We start from the raw sequence: 20,222 nt of genomic DNA, 5'->3' as shown, positions 1-20,222 counted from the left end.
CGCGTCGGGAAGTGCTGACACATATGGAAACGGACCGGTCGACCCGATTTTGCGGCGATCGTTCATGCCGATTGCGGGGACTGTAACGCAAAACTTAACCGACATCTATACGTAACTTTCTGTGGTTGATTGGCTCGATCAGCGTGGTCGTGATTCATGGAAGGGCAGACTAAATGCTCCGTTTTGTCTGCCTTTTCCATGCTTGAACCGTGCAGGGAGAGGCGGTTTCGTTGACGCGCCTACTGCCTTATCGTTACAGTTTCCCGCGTGTGTTCATGAGGGGAGCGCATGCGCGGCCCCCTGGCTCCGCCTGGCGGGCTTCGCACCGCGGGGCGCGGCACCGAAGGAGTGGCGTTCCGCCGGGGGATTCGACGAACGGACCCGGTTCGACCGAAGTCGGCAGACAGAAGGAGTTCGGGTGGCAGGGCGGGCGACCATCGCGCAGGTTGCGGAGGAGGCGGGCGTCTCCGCGATGACCGTGTCCAACGTCATCAACGGCAAGCCGGGTGCCTCCGAGGAGACCCGACGCCGGGTCATGGAGGTGGCCGCGCGACTCGGCTACCGGCCGAACGTCTCGGCCCGCAACCTCAAGGCCGGCCGTAGTGGGCTCATCGGCCTCATAGCGCTGGACCTGACCAGTCAGTACGGACTGGAGATCCTGCGCGGCGTCGCCGACGAACTCGCCAGTGCCGAGCAGGAACTGCTCGTCAACGCCACCTACCACGACGCGGTGCGGGAAAAGGACCGGATCGAGTTCCTGGCACGTGGCCTCGTCGACGGCGTACTCATGATCGCGCCCGTCCTGGAAGACGAGACGGTCGAACTGCTGCGCCGGCAGAAACTGCCCTGCGTCATCATCGACCCCCGGCGCCTGGATGTACCGCTGCCCCGGCTGAGCGTCGACAACTACCACGGCATGCGCCAGGGCACGCAGCACCTCATCGACCTGGGCCACACCCGGATCGCCTACCTCCGCGGTGAGGAGGATCTGGAAAGCACCTCCATCCGCTTCCAGGGCTTCGAGGACGCGATGCGGCTCGCCGGACTGGAGGTCGACGAGCGACTGGTCGCCTCGTGCGACTTCTCCTACGCCTGCGGCTTCCGCACCACTGCTCGTCTGATCGACGATCACAGTCCGACGGCGATCGTCGCCGGTGCCGACCTGATGGCGCTCGGCGCCGTCGACGCTGCCCGGGCGCGCGGCCTCAACGTGCCCACCGACTTCTCCGTCGTCGGCTTCGACGACCTCCCGCAGGCGGCGCAGAGCTTCCCCGGCCTGACCACCGTGCGTCAGCCGCTGCACGACATGGGCCAGAAGGCGGCCCGCGCGCTGCTGTCCCTCATCGAGGGACAACGGTTGCTCATGGAGCACATGGAGGTGGGCACCGAACTCGTGGTACGCAACTCGACCGCCCCGCCGCCCCGCGACGGCGCGGCGTGACCAGCGCCATGCCGCACCGACTCTTTTTCCGGCACGCCACGGGGCGCGGGACAAGTGTCCGGGCAGCAGCGAGGGCGGCTGCCCGGGAGTCGTCGAGCTGAGCGCGTCGTGCCGCCAGGGCAGGGTCGAGGAGGGAGTGACCAACTCGGTTCCGACGAAGGTGACGTCGTCGACGGCATAGGGCCCATGGGTGCTCAGCTGGTGCGGACCATGCGCTGCGCGCGCCCTCGATCCGCAGCAGGTCGACGACGTCGCAGTAGACATGCGCCGCGGCCAGTGAGCCGTTCGCCGTGGGCCCCGTGATCGGCTTTAGCGCGAACGTCCCTTCGGTGGCCGTCGTCAGGCCGCCGAACATCTCGCCGATCACGAGCGCGACGGTGGACCTCATGGTCGACCCCTCTCCTTCGGCGAGTCCTCCCTGCTGCGCCTCCATACTCACCATCGAGATCCAGTCACCTCAACGTAACCAATGGAATGACGTGATGACATCACGCGCCGTTCCGGTGTTGCCGACGCGCCGCGAGTCCGCCACTCAGGAGCAGACGCCAGCGGGGACGCGTCATGACGGCGCCAGGAGTCTGCCGCTGCGCCCGTACGGGGGACCACCGCGTCGTCCCGGACGGGCGGCGCGTAGCGGCGGTTCTGGTGCCGCCCGCGCCCGACCATCCAGAGGTGCCTCCACAAGGGCCCCAGCCATCCGATTCACCCGATGTATCGAGCTTTCCATATCCTGCACCCGGCGACTTGATCACGCGGTTCGAGTGCTCCATCAGCTGTGATCGCGAAGTTTCTGTCGACCCCCTAGACAGACTCAGCACTCAAGCCCGTTAATAGATCCGATGTCACTCCGGCGAGCCACACCGTTCAGGTGGGCTCTTTGCAGCTCGCCGTTCCGAGGGTGACTGGTCACTCCGTTCAGCCCGGTTGCCGAGCCGCAGCACGGTGTGTTGTCCCGGGGAAGTCAGGAGATCGCATTGTCAGAGCGGATCAGCCGCAGAAGGGGCACTCGCCGGCACGACGGTCCGCCGAGGGCGGGCTTCGCCCTCCGTCTGTGCCCTCTTCGTGCAGGAGTTGCTGATGGCCGGCGCGCCGCACTGCTCGTGCCGGCCGCCTTCCCGTGTGTGCTCTCACTACTCGTCACCGGATCGCGCGCGCTGCCGCTCCGTGACCGTGACCAACGCATCCCGGTTCCACCGACACCGCCGACCAAACCTGGCCATGCAGCTTCCGGCCCGTCCCAGAGCGGTACCTCGTCCCGCGACGCGCCCCTCTTGAAGGCGACGTCGGCACGACGGCCCCAGGGGCACCGAGCAGCACCGACCTGCACGTTCACCGCTCAACGCCGAGCCGATTGAGCCGCCCCACGACAGCCGGTCGCCAACCTCGGGTGGTCACCTTCCGCTTCGCATCCGCCTGGCCTGCAGGTTTCAGCGGAGCTCCGTTCCACAGCCACTTCGTCATCCGTCCGTGCCCCGGCGCCCAGGCCGTCGACTGCCACCTGGGACGTCGTCACCGCAACCATTGCCATCGATTCACCGCAACCATTGCCATCGATCCACAGGAGTGGGCCATGTCCTCACGAAGAATGACTCGTCGTACGTTTCTCGGCGCTGCGGGTGTGGCTAGCGCCGCGACCGCCCTGCCGATCGTCCCCGGCTTCTCCGGCTTTCTGTCGCAGGCGGCCGCCGCGGAAACACAGACCAACCTGACCAACATGGTCGACATGCGGTTCGGCATGTTCAACCACTTCAGCCTGGGCACGTTCACTAACCAGGAGTGGGCCGAACCCAACCAGAGCCCCACCCTTTTCGCTCCCCCGAGCGTCAACTGCGCACAGTGGGCCGACGCGGCGGCCGCCGCGAAGATGAGCTACGGCATCCTGACCACCAAGCACCATGACGGCTTCGCCCTGTGGCCGAGCGCCCACGGCACCCAGAACGTCGCGAACAGCTCCTACAAGCAGGATGTGGTGCGGGCGTACTGCGACGCATTCCGGGCGAAGGGGCTGAAGGTCGGGTTCTACTATTCGATCTGGGACCGCACCTTCGGCGTCGAGGCATGGGAGAGCCGGCACAACGTGACCGGGCTCGAAATCACCGATGCCATCCAGCCCGGCGACATGACCTTCATCCTCGGTCAGATCACCGAGTTGCTCACCAACTACGGCACCATCGACATGTTCATGACCGACGGTTACGCCTGGCAGATGGGGCAGCAGGCCGTCTCCTACCAGAGGATCCGTTCGCTGGTGAAGCAACTGCAGCCGGACTGCGTCATGATCGACATCGGTGGGCTGTCGGAGCCTTTCCTCAGCGACGCGATCTTCTTCGAGGAGCCGCTCGGGGTCACGGCGCCGGCCGGCAACACCTACGCCGGAATGCAGGGGCAGACCATCAGCAACGGCTGGTTCTGGCACCCCTCCACCCCGACCGAGGGGCTCATGAGCAAAGCCGCGGTCCTGTCGCACCTGGCCGACCTCGAACCGAAGTACACCTCGTTCATCCTCAACTGCCCGCCCAATCGCAACGGCCTGCTGGACACCAACATCGTCAACCGGCTCGCCGAAGTGGGTGCCGCCTGGAGCCCGGACACCTCCAGGCCACCGCTGCCCACCCAGCCGCTGCGCGCCGAGCACCCCCTCACCCCGGTCGCCGCGTACGCGACCGCCTTCCGCACCGGCGAGGGACCGCTCAACGCCATCGACGGACTGAGCGACGTCCGCTACGAAACCTGCTGGTCGACCTGGGGGCTCTCCTCTCCCCTGCCCAACGCCCTCACGATCGACCTGGGTGGTGTGTGGAGCAATGTCTCCACCCTGGAGTACCTGCCCAAGCAGTGGAACCGCAACGACTCCACCGACGGCGACATCACCTCGTACACCATCCACACCAGCACCGACGGCACGAACTTCACCCAGGTCGCCACCGGCACCTGGGCCGGGAATCGCAAGACCAAGGTGGTCGAGTGGCCCGCCCGAAACGTGGGCTTCGTGCGGATCCAGGCGAACGCGGCCACCGGCGGCTACGCCAACGTCGGCGGCATCCGGATCGGGGGCCGGACGGCCAAGCCCGCCCTCGTCTCCAAGGTCCTGCCGGGCGACGGCACCGTCTACCGACTGGTCAACCGCAACAGCGGCAAGGTCGCCGACGTCAGCGGGAACGGAACCGCCAACGGCACCAACATCCTCCAGTGGCCCTGGCTGAACCGCAACAACCAGAAGTGGACCTTCGCCTCCACCGGCGACGGCTACTACGAGATCAAGGGCGTCAGCAGCGCCAAGCTCATGGAAGTGGCCGGGCTCTCCCGCGACGACGGCGGCAACGTGGCCATCTACGCGGACTCCGACGTGCCCCAGCAGCACTGGGCCGTCACGCCCACCGGTGACGGGTACTACTTCCTCATCAACCGCTACAGCGGGCTCTGCCTCGGCGTGGACGAGGGCAGCACCGCCGACGGAGCCAACATCGAGCAGCAGCCGTACACGTCACAAACGCGGCAGCAATGGCAGATCGTTCCGTCCTGACCTGAAAGACCGCGGAACCCCGCGAACCACGGATCGGCGACCCACCGGACTCTGCACAGGCCCGAGTCGTGCGGGTGCCTGACCCGGCTCTCCTGCCGTGGCCCCGGCACCCGTGCGCCGGGGCCATGGCAACAGGTGCCCGACCTCGGCGCCGGCCGCATCAGCGCCCTTGTGATGTCGGCCCGCCGGCTCGAACCGCTGCTGCACGACACGATCAGCGGCAGCTCCCCGCGGAACGGCCGGAGAGAGTGGTCACATTGGGACGGCGGCGAGCGACGGGGATTGCCGCAGACCGGCCGAAAACATAGGTTGACCCGGCGAAATGAAAGCCCTTGCCCTGCGCAAGGCCCGCAGCGGGACGCCGCAGCGCCATGACAGCTCCCGCACCGCACACCCCGACCCACGCCCCCGGCACCTCACGCACTCAGGTTCCCGCATGCCCAGACGCACCCTCGCCCCTGTCCTCCTCCTACTCGGCTCGTTCGCCCTGACGGCCGCGTGCTCCACCGGCTCGCCACCGGCGGACTCCGTGCCCTCCCCGGGCGGCCCGTCCCGGACCGGAGGGAACGACACCGGCACCCAGGTCGACCTGACCAAGCTCCAGGGCGTGAACATCGTCAGCGACAGCAGCACCGATCCCTCCTGCCCCTGGGCCACGAGTTACCCGGACGTGCCCGGCGCCGACGCGATGACGGCCGCGATGAAGAAGCAAGTGGAGGGACGTCTCGCGGGCTTCCTCGGCGAGGACATCGGCGGCCCGCCGAGCTGTGGTGGCGCGGACGGGCCGGAGGGGCCCGAGCTGAACGTCAGCTTCTCGTTCCTTGTGGCCTCCGGCGACGTGCTGGGCGTCCGGCTGGCGACGGTGGACCGTACGTCGAACGCGGACGGCCTGGACACCAGGGCGTACTGGTACGACGGTGCCGCCAAGAAATACCGGCCGTCCCGCGGCCTCATCGCGGACAGCTCCCGGGACGCCTTCGTCGCGGCCCTGACGAAGCGCCTGGAGAAGCGGGAGGGGGTCACCCCCGACACCGTCGAGGCGGCGCTCGGCGACCAGGAAGGCCGCGACGCCTACCTGGACGACATGGCCTTCACCGCCGACGGCGATCTGAAGGTGGACTTCGACCGGGGCACGGTCGGCTTCCCCCCGGCCGGCCGCATCTCCGTCACCCTCCCCGGAGCGACGGTCACCCCGTGGCTGTCCGGCTTCGGCAGCCGCGCCCAGAAGCAGACCACCGCCCCGGACGACAAGCTCGACCTAGGTGCCGTACAGACACCCGCCCCGTCCGTCTCCGCGCAGCCGGACCCGGGCGAGGACAGCACGGACTGCTCCAGGATCAAGTGCATCGCCCTGACCTTCGACGACGGGCCCGCCGCCCCCGAGACGGGAACGCTGCTCAAGTACCTCGCCCAGTACAAGGCGCGGGCCACCTTCTTCGTGGTCGGCCAGAACGTCGCCGCCCACCCGGACATCGTGCGCGCCGAGATGAAGTCAGGCCACGAGGTCGCCAACCACTCCTGGAACCACCCGGTCCTCACCAACCTCACCCCCGCCCAGATCCGCTCCCAGTTGGAGCGCACAAGCGCGGCGATCAAGGCCGCCACGGGCAAGGAGCCGACGCTCTTCCGCCCGCCGTACGGCGCGATCGACGGCAACGTCCGGGCGGCCACCAGCCTCTCCCCCGTCCTGTGGGACAGGGACACCCTCGACTGGAAGACCCACGACCCGGCCGAGGTCACCAAGACAGTCATCTCCCAGGCCGAACGCAACGACGTCGTCCTGATCCACGACATCCACCCCACCTCGGTCGCCGCCGTCCCCGAGATCCTGCGCACCCTCACCGCCCGCGGCTACCACTTCGTGACGATCAGCCACTTGCGCGCGACCCTCTGAGCGGCCCGTGGGGCAGCCTCACGTTTCCGGCAGACGTACCTCGTCGACTGCCTCACAGGTCGGACAGTTTGCGAACGAGCTTCGTGTCCTCCGGGACGGGGACCGAATCGGCCCAGGTCGCCATTGCGTCGAGAACGTCGCGCAACCCCTCGCCGAGGGGGGTGAGCTGATACTCGACGCGCGGGGGGATCTCCGCGTACGTGGTGCGAGTGACGATGCCGTAGGTCTCGAACTGGCGCAGTCGGCTGGTCAGGGTGTGCGGGCTGATGCCGGGCAGGGCCTCGCGCAGCTGGTTGAACCGGTGGGAGCCATGCAGCAGTTCGCGCACGATCAGAGTGGCCCACGGCCCGTTGAGCAGCGTGAGGAACCGGGCGACACCGCACTCGGGCAGACAGGGATCAGTCACAGTTTTGACCGTACCCCATTAGTGCAGTTGATGTAACTGGTGCATCACATGCACTAATGGCGTCATGACCTACGTGATTCATGGCGCCACCGGCGCCCAGGGTGCCCCCGTCGTCGCCGCTCTCGCCGCCGCAGGCAGGACCGTCACCGCTCTGACCCGCAACCCCGACGCCGTCGTGCCCGGCGCGCAGCACGTCGTGGCCGCCGGCTACTCCTCCGCCGCCGACCTGACCGACGCCTACCGAGGTGCCGAGGGGATCTTCGTCCACCTGCCGGTGGCCCCGGAGGAGGACCGCCAGACCTACGCGCACAACATTCTCACCGCTGTCCGCGAGGCCCGGCCGGACCGCGTCGTGTTCTCCACCAGCGGCTTCCCCATCGATCCCGCCATCGGCGGTGCCGCCGCGACCCTGGCCGCCGGCCTGGCCGACAGCGGTGTATCCCACGCGGTCATCGCACCCGAGCTCTACCTCGAGAACCTGCTCATGCCGCACGTCATCGGCTCGGTCCGCGAGCGCGGCGTACTGCCCTACCCGATCCGGGCCGACTTCCCCGTCTCCTGGGCCTCCCACCTGGACATCGCCGACGCCGCTGTCGCCCTGCTCGACCGCACGGACGTCACCGGCGTGGTCTCCGTCGGCCAGTACCCGGCGATCACGGGGCCGGACCTGGCCGAAGCATTCGGCACCCGGCTCGCACGGGACGTGGCCTTCGACCAGATCACCGCCGAGGAGTTCCGTACCTCGATCGCTCCCCTGATCGGGGAGAGCGCCGCCGCGGACATCGCAGGGGCATACCGAGCGATGAGCTCCATGCCTGGCCGCTCGATCGCACCGGAGACCTCCGCCCAGAAACTGCTGGGAGTCACCCCCCGGACCACAAGCCAGTGGCTGGCCGACATCGGCCTCTGACCACAACCGCTGTAGATCCGGCCGACTTCGCCAAGGCTTGGCAGACCGCCGTGTTCGGCGGGCGGCCCTGCCAAGCCTTCAATCACCGCCGCCCGCCCGGGCCAGGACCGCCCCGACGACCAGCTCGGCGGCACTGGGGCTCCGTGGTCCCACGGAGCCACCCCGCGGGCGCGGGGAGCAACCGGAACTGCGGTCGATTCGCGAGTTGGCCGTGGGACCATCCCCGAGCGCGGGGATGGTCCCGCCACGGTGATCGAGCGGGCGACACCTCCGACTGCCCGCCGTCGCTGATGTCGGGAGTCTCACCAGGTCGTGCGCGGGGCGGCACAGCATCAACTCGCCGATCCCGTGCGCGCTGGCGGCGAGACCGTCGAGGACGCGGCGCAGCGCCGCGAGCGCGGGATCCGCCGGCGCCGGAGACGGGACGGTACGGACGTCGCGGACGGCCTGATGGACCACCGCGCGCACCGTCGGCACGTGCCGGTCCCGCGTGGGGTTGCGGATCCTGCGCGGGTCAAGGGCTGCTCGAGATCCCTGTGATGGAGGAGATGATCCGGTCCTGAGATGTGGTCGGTACATCGAAGAAACCGTTGTTGTAGCCGAGCCGCAGCACCGCGGCCCGGTCCGCGACGGCCTTGACGTCTCCCAAGTTGTGACTGATGAGGATCACCCCGATCCCCTGTTCGCGGAGCTTGTCGACCAGGTCGAGGACATGGCCTGCCTGCTGTTTGCCGAGTGCCGCGGTGGGCTCGTCGAGTAGGACGGCCTTCGGTTTGCCCAGGAGCGCCCGAGAGATCGCGACCGTCTGCCGCTGGCCTGCCGACAGCGTGGCGACGGGGGTGCGCATGTCGGGGACGCGAATGCCCAGTGCGTCCAGCTGCCGACGCGCCTCTACGCGCATGCTGCTCTTGTCCATGTGCCGGAAGAGGCGGCCCAGGGCACCGGGGCTTCTCCGCTCCCGGCCGAGAAAAAGGTTCTCGGCCACATCGAGGCCGTCGCACAGCGCCAGGTTCTGATACACGGTCGCGATGCCGAGGTGTTGGGCGACCTGAGGGGTCCTGATCTGCACCGGCCGGCCCTCCCACTCGATGGCGCCGGTATCGGCCGGTGCGACGCCCGCGATGACCCTGACGAGGGTGGACTTGCCAGCGCCGTTGTCCCCCAGAAGGGCGACGACCTCGCCCGGGTGGACTTCCAGCTCGACGTCCTTCAGGGCCTGCACGGCACCGAACCGCTTGGAGATGCCACGCAGTGCGAGCAGCGGCGAACCGGTCACGCGTACCTCGCCTCCTCCGTGCGTGCAAGGTCTCGGCGGAAATCCGCCCTGTGGTAACGGTAGGTCAAAGCTCGCTTACGTTATCTTTCGGAATAGTCTCGGCACATGAGGCAGAAGTGGGGATCGTGGGGCGTTGCGCCGGCCAGAGGAGGGCGACCATGACACACGACCCTCCGAGCCGCGAGCGCGCATGTCAGTGGCGTTGCCGACGGGGAGCGGCGCTCCTCATGGTGGGTGGCCTTCTGCTCGGGGCCGCCGGATGCGGCGAGGGGCATAGCGACAGCGGTGGCACGGGGTCGGGGAAGGTCAAGATCGGCCTCGTGACCAAGACCGAGACCAATCCGTACTTCGTGACTCTGCGCGAGGCCGCCGTGGCGGCGGCGACGGAGAACGACGCCAAGCTCATCGCCCTGGCCGGTCGGTTCGACGGGGACAACGAGGGCCAGGTCGCCGCGATGGAGAGTCTCATCTCCAGCGGTGTGAAGGGCATCCTCATCACCCCGTCGAACGGCACGGGGCTCCTGAGCACCATCGCGGAGGCCCGCCGACAGGGCATTGCGGTGATCGCGCTGGACTCCACCACCGAGCCGCCGAGCGCGACCGACGCCACCTACGCGACGGACAACGTCAAGGCGGGACGCCTCCAGGGTTCCTACCTCAGGGCTGCTCTCGCCGGCCGACCGCCCAAGGTGATCATGCTCGACGGCACGGACGACTCCACCGTCAGCAAGCAGCGTCGCGAGGGGTTCCTCAAGGGCTTCGGCATCACGAACGACTCCCCGGCGATTCGCGGACAGGCGAACACCAATGGAGAACGCAATCCGGCACAGGCTGCGACGGAGAACCTTCTGGAGCGCACGAGCGACATCAACACGGTCTACACGATCAACGAGCCGGTGGCGAGCGGCGCCTCCGCGGCCATGGCGGCTCGCGGTCTCACCCAGAAGGTGACCATCGGCTCCATCGACGGTGGGTGCGACGGCGTCCGCGACGTCCGGTCCGGCAAGTACGCGGCCACCGTCATGCAGTTCCCGGTCAGGATGGCCACGCGAGGCGTCGACTCGGTCGTCGAGTACGCCAAGAACGGGAAGAAGCCGCACGGACTGTCGGACACGGGCACCGTACTCATCACCGACAAGCCGGTGGACGGCCTGGCGTCTCAGGATACGGACTGGGGACTGAAGCATTGCTGGGGATGACGTACCGACGGCGAGCGGTCGAAGGGGACCAGGCTGACCGATGAGAACATCTGTCACCGGCCACGCCGTCGGCAGTGAACGGCACGCCCGGCTCCGGGAGAGACTCCGGTACGCCCTGCGCACGCCGGCCATCGGCCCTCTCACTGCTCTGTTCATTGCCGTGGTGGTCTTCTGGATCACCACGGATACGTTCCTGACGCCGCAGAACCTCTCGCTGGTGCTCCAGCAGTCCATCGTGATCGGCACTCTGGCACTGGGCCAGTCCCTGATCATCCTCACCGCCGGCATCGACCTCTCGAACGGCGCCATCGCGGTCCTCGGCACGATCGTCATGGCCAAACTTGCCTTCGAAGGTGGCAACCCCGGGGTGGCTCTGCTTCTCGGCTTGGCCGTGGCGACGTTCCTGGGACTGGTGAACGGCCTGCTCGTCGCCCGGCTGGGCCTGCCCCCCTTCATCGTGACCCTGGGTGCCCTGACCGTCGTTTTCGCGGTGAGCAGCCTCTACTCCGATTCGCGTAGCTATCAGGTGACCTCCGATCTGCTCCTGTTCTGGGGGTACGGCATCCAGCTCGGAGCGATGCGCCTCACCTGGGGGACATTCCTGCTCGTGGGCCTCTACGGGTTATTTTGGTACGTACTTGTCAACACCGCCTGGGGCCGGCACGTCTACGCCGTCGGCGACGCACCCGAGTCCGCCCGCCTGATCGGCATCAAGGTGTGGAGCACAGTCCTCTCGGTCTACGTCACCGCCGGATTCCTCTACGGCATCGCCGCCTGGCAGGCCCTCGGCCGGATCGCCAACGCCGACCCGAACGCCTACCAGACAGCCAACCTGGAGAGCATCACAGCCGTCGTGCTCGGGGGCACCAGCTTGTTCGGCGGCCGGGGCAGCATCATCGGCACGCTCATCGGGGCCCTCATCGTCAACGTGCTCCGCTCCGGTCTCACTCAGGCGGGCATCGACAGTCTCTACCAAGATGTCGCGACCGGGACCCTCGTCGTCGTCGCGGTCGGCGTCGACCAGGTCTTGCGGCGAAGCGGCTCACGCTGATGCCAGGGTCCAGGCCGTGCCTGCCGTGGCTCCCCGTGTCCTTCTCAGCAAGATTCGGCCGCGCCCTGGTGCCGTCACCCGAGACGGCATGCCCCCTCCGGCGCGTAGACGGTGAAGCGGACGGTCATCTCGGCTCGGTGGCGGGAAGCGGTCATCAGGTGCCGGTGGGGTCGGAAGCGGGGTGAGATGCCGCTGAACGCGGACAGGAGCCGCTGGGCTGCGCCGGTACTGCGGAAGCCTTTCATCGCGCGTTCGCGCTGTCTGGTGGGCTGGTGGCTGTTCTCGGCCCGGTTGTTCAGGCCCTTGCGGGAGCGGTGTTCGACGGAGGGCACGACCTCGCGGTGAGCGGCGCCGTATGAGCGCAGCTTGTCCGTGACGATCACCCGCGGCACCGCGCCTGCCGTCTTGAGGAGTCGGCGGAAGAAGCGCCTGGCCGCGATCTTGTCCCGCCGGTTCTGCACCAGGAGGTCCAGCACCATGCCGTCCTCGTCGACAGCCCGCCAGAGGTACGTCTGCTCGCCGTTGATCTTGATGAAGACCTCGTCCAGGTGCCACTTGTCACCAGGCCGGGGCTGGCGGCGGCGCAGCCAATTGGCGTACTGCTGCCCCGAACTTCATGCACCAGCGGCGGATGGTCTCGTAGGAGACGATGACGCCGCGCTCAAGCATCAACTCCTCGACCTCACGGAAGCTGAGCGGGAACCGGAAGTACAGCCACACGCACTGGGAGATCACCTCGACCGGATACCGGTGACCCCTGTACGACGGCGACGCGCTCCCCACGGACGATCCCCCTCCACCATGATCAACACAAAGATCATCCCGCACGCTCAGCCAACGTGACAGCGCCCTCGCCGCCGTCGCCGTCAGCGCGAAGCCCGTCCGGAACACCGACCCGAACCGTTCAGAGCGCAGCAGCGACCTGATCGACCTGACCGTCCCGGAGATCCGCCACCGCATCGCACTGGACTAGCTGCGGAGATGTGTCGTCTCCAGAGTCGCTCGGGCTGCCGTCAGCGCCGGGTGGGTCTGTTGCGCGACGCGGTGGAAGGTTTCCTGGGCGGGGCGGGCGGGCCAGGACGGGGGAAGGTGGCGGGCCGGGAGTCTCGGGTCCGTGCGGATGGTCCGGAGCCAGTCGCTCACCAGGCGGAGCCGGGTGGCGATCGGGTCGTGGTCGGTGCCGTTTCCCAGGTGGGCGCTCCAGCGCTTGTCGAAGGCGACATAGCGGGCGGCGATGGACTCCAGGTCCCAGGTGTCGCAGATCATCTGCTCGATGTCGGTCACCTCGGCGGCCTGGGCGTGGAAGATCTTGACGTGGGCCGTGAGACCGAGGTCGGTGACCACCCTGGAGACGTCCACGTGCCCGGGGGCGATCCACAGGCCGCTGTACAGCGCGCCGAATCCGGACCAGGTGAGCCGTGAGCGCAGGTCGTGGCGCTGGCGTTTCCAAGAGTCGGGCAGGGAGAAGCCGAGCAGGGTCCAGGAGCCGTCCCAGTCGTCGTTGACGGCGCCCTGCTTCCAGATGCGGGTGCGGCCGTCGATCAGGACGCGGCCGGCCTGCGGGGTCAGGCCGAAGAACATCTTGCGGCCCTCGCGCTGACGCTGGAGCAGGCCTCGGTTGACCATGCGGGTGAGGGTGGAGCGTACGGCCTGTTCGCCCACGCCCACGCGGCCCAGGACGTCGATGATGCTGCCCGAGTAGACGCCCAGGTCCCCCTCCTCCAGGACGTGGTTGCCGAAGAAGGTGAGCATGAGCGACTGCGGGCGCGGCTGAGGCCCCTCCGCGGTGTCCAGGATGTCGTCGTCCTCCACGGGGGCAAGGGTACGACCGCCCGCCGACCGTGCGGCAGGCGGTCGTACGAGGTCACCGGCGGTCGGCGGGGTGGGCAAGGTCGTAGGGGCGGAGGTAGGGGGTGGGACGGTACGTGATGTAACGGGTGGGGGTGGTGGGGTCGGCCTCGGTGGCGCGGGAGTTAAGGGACGCCGGGTCGGCGCCCTGCCAGCTGCCGGTGGTCAGGCGGTCCTCCAGGGTGTGGAGGGCGGCCAGTTGTTCGGCGGGGCTGAAGGTGCAGTGGCCGGCGTTGTCGACGTACGCCCGGCGGAGGAGGGCGGCGGCGCCGGCGGCCGTCACCGCTCGTCGCAGGGCGCTTTCCGTCTGGACGGGGACCAGAGGGTCGCCGATGGTGTGGATGGAGAGCTGGGGCTTGGCCAGCTTGCCGGTGAAGCTGCTGGTGGTGCCCATCCAGGCCACGGCGGCCGGGTCCGCGGTGACGCGCGGGGCCCGGTTGAGGGCGGCGAGGTCCTTGGTCAGGGAGAGGCCGGCCTTCTTGTACAGCGCGGTGACCTCCTTGCGGACGGAGGACTTCCCGAGCAGCCGTGCGTAGTCGACGCCGGTGTTCCAGGACATGTTGCCGCCCGCCCGCACCTCGGCCTCTTGGCGGCGGTTGAAGGCGGCGATCTTCAGCAGGCCCTTGACGGCGTCGTACTGGTTGGCCTGCTGGGCGTCCCAGTCGTTCGCGGCGGGGCGGGTCTGGGTGGGCGCGTTCCAGACCGGGATGTTGTGCAGGGCCGTGGCGAGGGCGATACGGGCCCGGCCCTCGGCCGTGGACTGGGCGGAGTCGACCTTGGCGGTGAGGGTGTTCGCCGCGTCGGTGGCCGCCTCCTGGCTGGGGAGGTTCACCAGCGGGACGTCGGAGCCCAGGAGCGTCTTGAGGGCGAACACCGGGTCGAGGGTGTTGTTCCAGTTGGCCACGCCACCATGGACCAGGCCGCACATGGAGAGCGAGCCGTCGATCTCGTCTGGGGCGCGCTCCGCTATCGCGGTGGTGACCAGGCCTCCGTACGACCGTCCCCACGCGATGGTGCGGGAGGCCTGGCCGAAGCGGATGGTGAAGGCCTTCAGGGTGGCCAGCTGGTCGGGGACCGCGTCGGTGACCGCCCAGCCGGTGCTGGCGTACGAGGAGCCGATGAGAGCGTAACCCTGCTGGAGGAGAAGAGCCTTGGTGGGGGCGTCCGGGGCGTCCTGGGCGGGGTTGGCGGGGCCGGCGTTGTAGCCGTGGCTGAAGAGAAGGACGGTGCCGTTCCAGGTGGTCGGGACGTCCATCATGTACGTGGCCCCGGAGGGGAGCCTGCCGTCCACGTGGGTGGGGTCCGCGTCCGCCGCCATGGCCGCGGGTGCGGTGGTGAGGGAGAGCAAGAGGGCTGCCGTGCAAGCGATGCGGGTGCCGTGCCTCATGCGGTGATCTCCTCGGTGTGGTGGGGGGTGGTGGGGAGTTCGGGGGTGGGCTCGTCGCCGAGTGAGGTACGGCTCGTCTCGCGGACGAACCACACCGTCAGCGCGGTGATCAGCGAGCCGCCGCACAGCAGGAGGGCGACGGGGGTGCCGTTGCCGCTGCTCGCGACCAGGCTGCCGGCGATCAACGGGGAGAATCCGGCACCCACGAGGGTCGCGCCCTGGTAGCCGAGGGAGGCGCCGGTGTAGCGGACCCGGGTGCCGAACATCTCGCTGAACAGGGCTCCCAGCGGGCCGTACATCAGCGACTGGGAGATGCCATGGCCGATGACGACGGCCAGGATCAGGGCTCCCGACGACCTGGAGTCGACCAGCGCGAGGACGGGGAAGGCGGTGGCCGCGGACAGAATCGCGCCGGATAGGACGACCGGGCGGCGGCCGACCCGGTCGGAGAGCGCGGACGCGCAGGGCAGGACCACCAGGGCGACCGCGGCCGAGACGGTGAGCGCGGTGAGCACCTGCGGGCGGGTATAGCCGATGCCGGTGGCGTACGCGATCAGGTAACTGGTCAGCAGGGACTGGGCGGTGAAGGCGCCAATGCCGACGCAGCAGGCCAGCAGCACGGGCTTCGGGCGGCGCAGGACGTCGAGGATGGGGAGCCTCGACTCGGCGCGGTCCTTCTTCACCTCGGCGAACAGCGGACTCTCGACCACCTTGAGGCGGACGAACAGGCCGACGCCGAGCAGCAACACGCTCAGCAGGAACGGCACGCGCCAGCCCCAGGCCGCGAACTGGTCCTTGGGGAGGGTGGAGACCAGGGCGACCACGGAGGCGGAGATCAGGGAGCCGAGCGGGGCTCCCATCTGGGTGAAGCTCGACCACAGGCCGCGGCGGCGCTCGCCCGCGTGCTCCACGACCATCAGGGTCGCGCCGCCCCACTCACCGCCGATGGCGATGCCCTGCACCACGCGCAGGGTGATCAGCAGGACCGGGGCCCAGACACCGGCGGTGTCGTATGTGGGCAGTACGCCGATGAGGAAGCTGGCACCGCCCATCAGGCCCATCGTGAGCAGCAGCATGTTCTTGCGGCCGAGGCGGTCGCCGAAGTGGCCGAAGACGATGCCGCCGATCGGGCGGGCCACGTATCCGGCGGCGAAGGTGCCGAACGCGGCGATCGTGCCCACGGCGGGGTCGGCGCCGGGGAAGAACAGTTCGCCGAACACGAGTGCCGCGACTGTGCCGTAGACGAGGAAGTCGTAGAACTCGACGGCGGTGCCGAGCATGCCGGAGAGGGCGACTCGGCGGAGTTGGAGGGTGCGTTCTGACGCGGTGGGGGCCGGAGGCATCGCGCTCTCCCTTGAGCGGGGGAAGGACACCATGAAATTAGGCTGCCTGCTGACTACCGTCAAGAAAGTGCACAACATTAGCGGGGGCATGCGGGGAGAATTTGATGCGCCACTGGAACTCACTGATCCTCAAAGGCAGTTGCGAGCGTGACCACAGATGTGCGAACCCGGATACGCGCCAGGGATCCGGACGCCCTTCGCGGAGCTCTACGACGAGTGCGCTCGCTCGGTGTGCAACCACGCCTTTCCAGCTGACCGACGGCGGTTCGCTGCGGCCCTGGCTGCTCGGCATCGCCATGAACCTCTCGCTCCCACGAGCGCGGCAACCGCCGGTACCGGGCTGGGAGGGGTCGTCCGTGGGGAGTGCGTCGCTGTCGTACAAGGGGCACCGGTACCCGGTCGAGGTCATCTCCCACTGTGTGTGGCTGTATCACCGTTTCCCGCTGTCGTTCCGCGAGGTCGAGGGGTTCCGCGAGGTCGAGGGGTTCCGCGAGGTCGAGGGGTTCCGCGAGGTCGAGGGGTTCCGCGAGGTCGAGGGGTTCCGCGAGGTCGAGGGGTTCCGCGAGGTCGAGGGGTTCCGCGAGGTCGAGGGGTTCCGCGAGGTCGAGGGGTTCCGCGAGGTCGAGGGGTTCCGCGAGGTCGAGGGGTTCCGCGAGGTCGAGGGGTTCCGCGAGGTCGAGGGGTTCCGCGAGGTCGAGGAGCTCATGCTCGAGCGCGGGATCGTCGTCTCCTACGAGACGATCCGCCGCTGGTGCGTCAAGTTCGGGCAGCAGTACTCGAGCGCGCTGCGCCGGCGGCAGCCCCGGCCGGGTGACGAGTGGCATCTGGACGAGGTCTTCATCAAGATCAATGGAGACCAGAAGTACCTGTGGCGTGCCGTCGACCAGAACGGCGACGTCCTGGACGTCCTCGTGCAGAACCGCCGGGACAAGGCCGCGGCCAGGCGCTTCTTGCGCCGCCTGCTGGAGAAGACCGGTGCGGTGCCGCGGGTGATCGTCACCGACAAACTCCGCTCCTACGGCGCCGCCCACCGCGACGTCATGCCCTCCGTCGAGCACCGCCAGTCGAAGTACCTCAACAACCGGGCCGAGAACAGCAACCAGCCCACAAGGAAGCGCGAACGGGCGATGAAGGGCTTCCGCTCAATAGGCGGGGCCCAGCGGTTCCTGTCCGCATTCAGCGGCATCTCGCCCCACTTCCGGCCCCACCGCCATCTGTGGCCCGCACACCACTAGCGCGCCGAGAGGACCGTCCGCTTCGCCATCTGGGAGCAGATCACCGGCGTCACCGGCCTCGCCACCGCGGCCTGAGCACAGCCCGGAACCGGACTCCACCACACCACGACGCACCATCAGACACCTACCCACCCAACAACGTGACAGCGCCCTCGTCTCAGGTCACGCGGCGCACGGGTACGCGTGCACAGCACCGCCGAAGAGGGGTTCTCAAGCAGTCGAGCCGTCAGCGCCCGCTCTGGTGCCCACCTGCGCCGGGAGGTCCTCCTCCGCCCAGATGATCTTTCCGGACCGGGTGTAACGCGTACCCCAGCGGCGGGTCAGCTGAGCAACCAGGAACAACCCCCGACCGCCCTCGTCGGTGGTCCGCGCATGGCCCATCCGGGGCGAGGTGTTGCTGGCGTCGGACACCTCACAGATCAACTTGTCATGCCGGATCATCCGTAGCCTGACGGGTCCGGTGCCGTGCCGGATGGCATTGGTGACCAACTCGCTGACCACCAGTTCCGTGGTCATCACCAGGTCGTCCAGCCGCCATCCGAGCAGCTGGCGGACAGCCAGCTCCCTGGCGCTCGCGACGATCGCCGGATCCGTCGGCAGGTCCCACGAGGCGACCCGGTCGGCGCCCAGCGCATGCGGCCGGGCCAGGAGCAGGGCGACGTCGTCGGTCTGCGGGCCGGTCAGCAGGTTGTTCACGACCGCCGAGCACAGCTCCTCCGGCGGCAGGCCGGACTGCGCGAGCACATCGCTGAGGCGGGACAGCCCGACGTCGATGTCCTGGTCACTGCTCTCGATGAGGCCGTCGGTGTAGAGGGCGATCAGGCTTCCCTCGGGGAGGGAGATCTCGGCGGATTCGAAGGGCAACGAGCCGAGGCCCAGCGGAGGGCCCGCCGGAAGGTCAGGGAAGACGACCTTGCCGCCGGGGGTGACCACGGCGGGCGGCGGATGCCCGGCCCGGGCCATGGTGCACAGCTGGGTGACCGGGTCGTAGACGGCGTAGAGGCAGGTGGCGCCCAGTACCGCGGTGGCGATGGGCTCGTCGTCGCCGCCATTCTCCTCCGTCAGGCGGATCACCAGGTCGTCCAGGTGGGCCAGCAGCTCATCGGGCGGCAGATCCATGTCAGCCAGCGTCTGTACGGCGGTACGCAGCCTGCCCATGGTCGCCGCGGCGTTGAGGCCATGCCCGACGACGTCACCGACGACCAGGGCGACCCGGGCGCCGGACAGCTGGATCACGTCGAACCAGTCGCCGCTCACTCCTTCCCGGGCACCGGCCGGCAGGTAGCGCGAAGCCACCTTCATGGCGGTTCCGCCGTTCAGCGCCTGGGGGAGCAGACTGCGCTGCAGGGCCAGCGCCGCGGCGTGCTCACGGGTGTAGCGGCGGGCGTTCTCCACCCACACCGCGGCCCGGCTGACAAGCTCCTCGGCCAGCAGCAGATCGTCCTCCTCGAACGGATGCGGATGCTCCGTACGGATGAAGGTGGCCACTCCCAGCACGGTGCCGCGCGCGACCAGCGGCACCCACATCGCCGAGGGCGTCCCGAACTCCTTGATGCTCTCGGCCCGGGCCGGGTCCTCGGCGACCCACGGAGTCGTGTCGGAGTCCAGGCACGGTTCCAGCATCGAGGTGCCGGTGACCATGCTCTGGATGTACGGCGAGGACATGGGGGCGGCGATCGGGTCGCCGGTGGCGATCACCGACTCCGGACAGCCCTCGTGGATGGACTGCTGACCGGCACGCCGCGCCGGATACGTGCCGTCGGGCGGCCGCGAATCGGGTTCCTCACCGTGCAGCACCGCTTCCAGTAGATCGACGGTCACGAAGTCGGCGAGCCTCGGCACCGAGAAGTCGGCCAGCTCCTGGGCGGTCCGCATCACGTTCAGCGTGCCCCCGATGCAGGCGCTGGCCTCGCTGAGCAGGGCGAGGCGCTCCCGGGCCCGCCACCTGTCGGTGACGTCCATGCCCATGTAGCACACGCCCAGCGGGCGGCCGTCCGGGTCGTCGAGCCTAAAGAAGGACGTGGAGTAGGCGTGTTCCTGGTGCGGATCCGCCCAGGTCCAGCCCCGGTACTCGTAGTCGATGACCGGCACGCCGGTCTCCAGCACCCGCCGCATCTGTGCTTCGAGCGCCTCGGTGTTCAGGCCCGGCAACGAGTCCGACATCCGGCGCCCGAGCCGTTCCTCGCGCGGCACACCGCCGTAGCGCTCCAGGGTGTCGTTCATCCACACGTACCGCAGGTCCGGGCTGAGGACGGCCATGCCGAGCGGTGAGCGGGTGAGAAAGGCTTCCAGCACCTCCACGCTGACCGCCCAGGTCGGGGCCTTCGACACGTCGATCGCCGTTACCAGCCAGGCCTTGCGGTCGGCCGTGTCGGACATCGCCGTCACCCGCAGCCCGACTTCGAGGCGACGGCCGTCACGGTGCCGGGCGCCCACCAGGCCGACCCAGCTCTCCCGGGCCCCGCACTCCTCGGCGACCTCGGCCGCCCGTGACGCGTCTTCGGGTTGCGCCAGCAGGGTGGCGGCGGAGCGGTCGAGGAGCTCCGCCGCGCCGTATCCCAGGAGCCGCTCAGCGGCCCCCGTCCAGCCGACGACCGTGCCCTTCGCGTCGATCACCGCGGCGGCCACATTCGCCATCTCGAACGGTCCATGCGTTCCGTCCGGTGTTACCCCCTTGGGGAACATCATGGCAGCCGTCCCATCTGACGG

At 68.7% G+C, this 20,222-nt stretch carries 12 protein-coding genes and 3 pseudogenes; 8 read left to right on the top strand and 7 right to left on the bottom strand.

Translation table 11 applies throughout. The annotated features are described in order from the left end of the window. The first annotated feature begins 418 nt into the window (after positions 1 to 418). The 3 genes from QF032_RS39320 to QF032_RS39310 all read left to right on the top strand — a co-directional run bounded on the left by QF032_RS39320 (position 419) and on the right by QF032_RS39310 (position 6,858). Entirely contained in the window at positions 419 to 1,441 is a 1,023-nt protein-coding gene (locus QF032_RS39320) for a LacI family DNA-binding transcriptional regulator (RefSeq protein ID WP_306945256.1), read from the top strand. Positions 1,442 to 3,011: 1,570 nt separating this feature from the next. Then, a complete protein-coding gene (locus tag QF032_RS39315) occupies positions 3,012 to 4,964 on the top strand; it encodes an alpha-L-fucosidase (protein WP_307059895.1) in 1,953 nt (650 codons plus the stop codon). Positions 4,965 to 5,400: 436 nt separating this feature from the next. Beyond that, positions 5,401 to 6,858, top strand: a complete 1,458-nt coding sequence (locus QF032_RS39310) for a polysaccharide deacetylase family protein (protein WP_307059893.1) — start codon at positions 5,401 to 5,403, stop codon at positions 6,856 to 6,858. Between the two features lie 52 nt (positions 6,859 to 6,910). On the opposite strand, the gene QF032_RS39305 is transcribed toward QF032_RS39310, so the two are convergent. Continuing rightward, a complete protein-coding gene (locus QF032_RS39305) occupies positions 6,911 to 7,264 on the bottom strand; it encodes a winged helix-turn-helix transcriptional regulator (protein WP_306945248.1) in 354 nt (117 codons plus the stop codon). Between the two features lie 64 nt (positions 7,265 to 7,328). On the opposite strand from QF032_RS39305, the gene QF032_RS39300 reads away from it, so the two are divergent. Continuing rightward, entirely contained in the window at positions 7,329 to 8,174 is an 846-nt protein-coding gene (locus QF032_RS39300; protein ID WP_307059891.1) for an SDR family oxidoreductase, read from the top strand. 514 nt (positions 8,175 to 8,688) lie between these two features. Here the strand turns inward: QF032_RS39300 and QF032_RS39295 are convergent. Beyond that, entirely contained in the window at positions 8,689 to 9,450 is a 762-nt protein-coding gene (locus tag QF032_RS39295; protein ID WP_306945286.1) for an ATP-binding cassette domain-containing protein, read from the bottom strand. Positions 9,451 to 9,608: 158 nt separating this feature from the next. Here QF032_RS39295 and QF032_RS39290 point away from each other — a divergent pair, with 158 nt between their 5' ends. Both QF032_RS39290 and QF032_RS39285 read left to right on the top strand, forming a co-directional pair. Continuing rightward, positions 9,609 to 10,649 (top strand): substrate-binding domain-containing protein, encoded by a 1,041-nt coding sequence (locus tag QF032_RS39290; protein WP_373430447.1) that lies wholly within the window; start codon positions 9,609 to 9,611, stop codon positions 10,647 to 10,649. 40 nt (positions 10,650 to 10,689) lie between these two features. Next, on the top strand, positions 10,690 to 11,700 hold the full coding sequence (locus QF032_RS39285) for an ABC transporter permease (protein WP_306945243.1): 1,011 nt from the start codon (positions 10,690 to 10,692) through the stop codon (positions 11,698 to 11,700). A 74-nt stretch (positions 11,701 to 11,774) separates the two neighbouring features. Here the strand turns inward: QF032_RS39285 and QF032_RS39280 are convergent. From QF032_RS39280 to QF032_RS39265, 4 genes and pseudogenes are all read right to left on the bottom strand, one after another. Further along, positions 11,775 to 12,483, bottom strand: a pseudogene (locus QF032_RS39280) (IS6 family transposase). 186 nt (positions 12,484 to 12,669) lie between these two features. Continuing rightward, entirely contained in the window at positions 12,670 to 13,512 is an 843-nt protein-coding gene (locus QF032_RS39275) for a PaaX family transcriptional regulator (RefSeq protein ID WP_307059890.1), read from the bottom strand. Positions 13,513 to 13,564: 52 nt separating this feature from the next. Beyond that, positions 13,565 to 14,935, bottom strand: coding sequence for an alpha/beta hydrolase family protein (locus QF032_RS39270; RefSeq protein WP_307059887.1), 1,371 nt, complete (start codon positions 14,933 to 14,935; stop codon positions 13,565 to 13,567). Beyond that, positions 14,932 to 16,278, bottom strand: coding sequence for an MFS transporter (locus QF032_RS39265; RefSeq protein WP_307059885.1), 1,347 nt, complete (start codon positions 16,276 to 16,278; stop codon positions 14,932 to 14,934). Before QF032_RS39265 ends, QF032_RS39270 begins: the two co-directional genes overlap by 4 nt. Positions 16,279 to 16,634: 356 nt before the next feature. On the opposite strand from QF032_RS39265, the pseudogene QF032_RS40980 reads away from it, so the two are divergent. After that, positions 16,635 to 16,727 (top strand): annotated as a pseudogene (locus QF032_RS40980) (IS6 family transposase); the annotation flags it as partial. 216 nt (positions 16,728 to 16,943) lie between these two features. Beyond that, a pseudogene (locus tag QF032_RS39255) lies at positions 16,944 to 17,588 on the top strand (IS6 family transposase); the annotation flags it as partial. 135 nt (positions 17,589 to 17,723) lie between these two features. Here QF032_RS39255 and QF032_RS39250 read toward each other — a convergent pair. After that, positions 17,724 to 20,201, bottom strand: a complete 2,478-nt coding sequence (locus QF032_RS39250) for a SpoIIE family protein phosphatase (RefSeq protein WP_307059883.1) — start codon at positions 20,199 to 20,201, stop codon at positions 17,724 to 17,726. Between the last annotated feature and the right edge of the window lie 21 nt (positions 20,202 to 20,222).

The sequence above is a fragment of the Streptomyces achromogenes genome (assembly GCF_030816715.1).
Classification (GTDB): domain Bacteria; phylum Actinomycetota; class Actinomycetes; order Streptomycetales; family Streptomycetaceae; genus Streptomyces; species Streptomyces achromogenes_A.
This window is presented reverse-complemented; position numbering and strand designations above follow the sequence as displayed.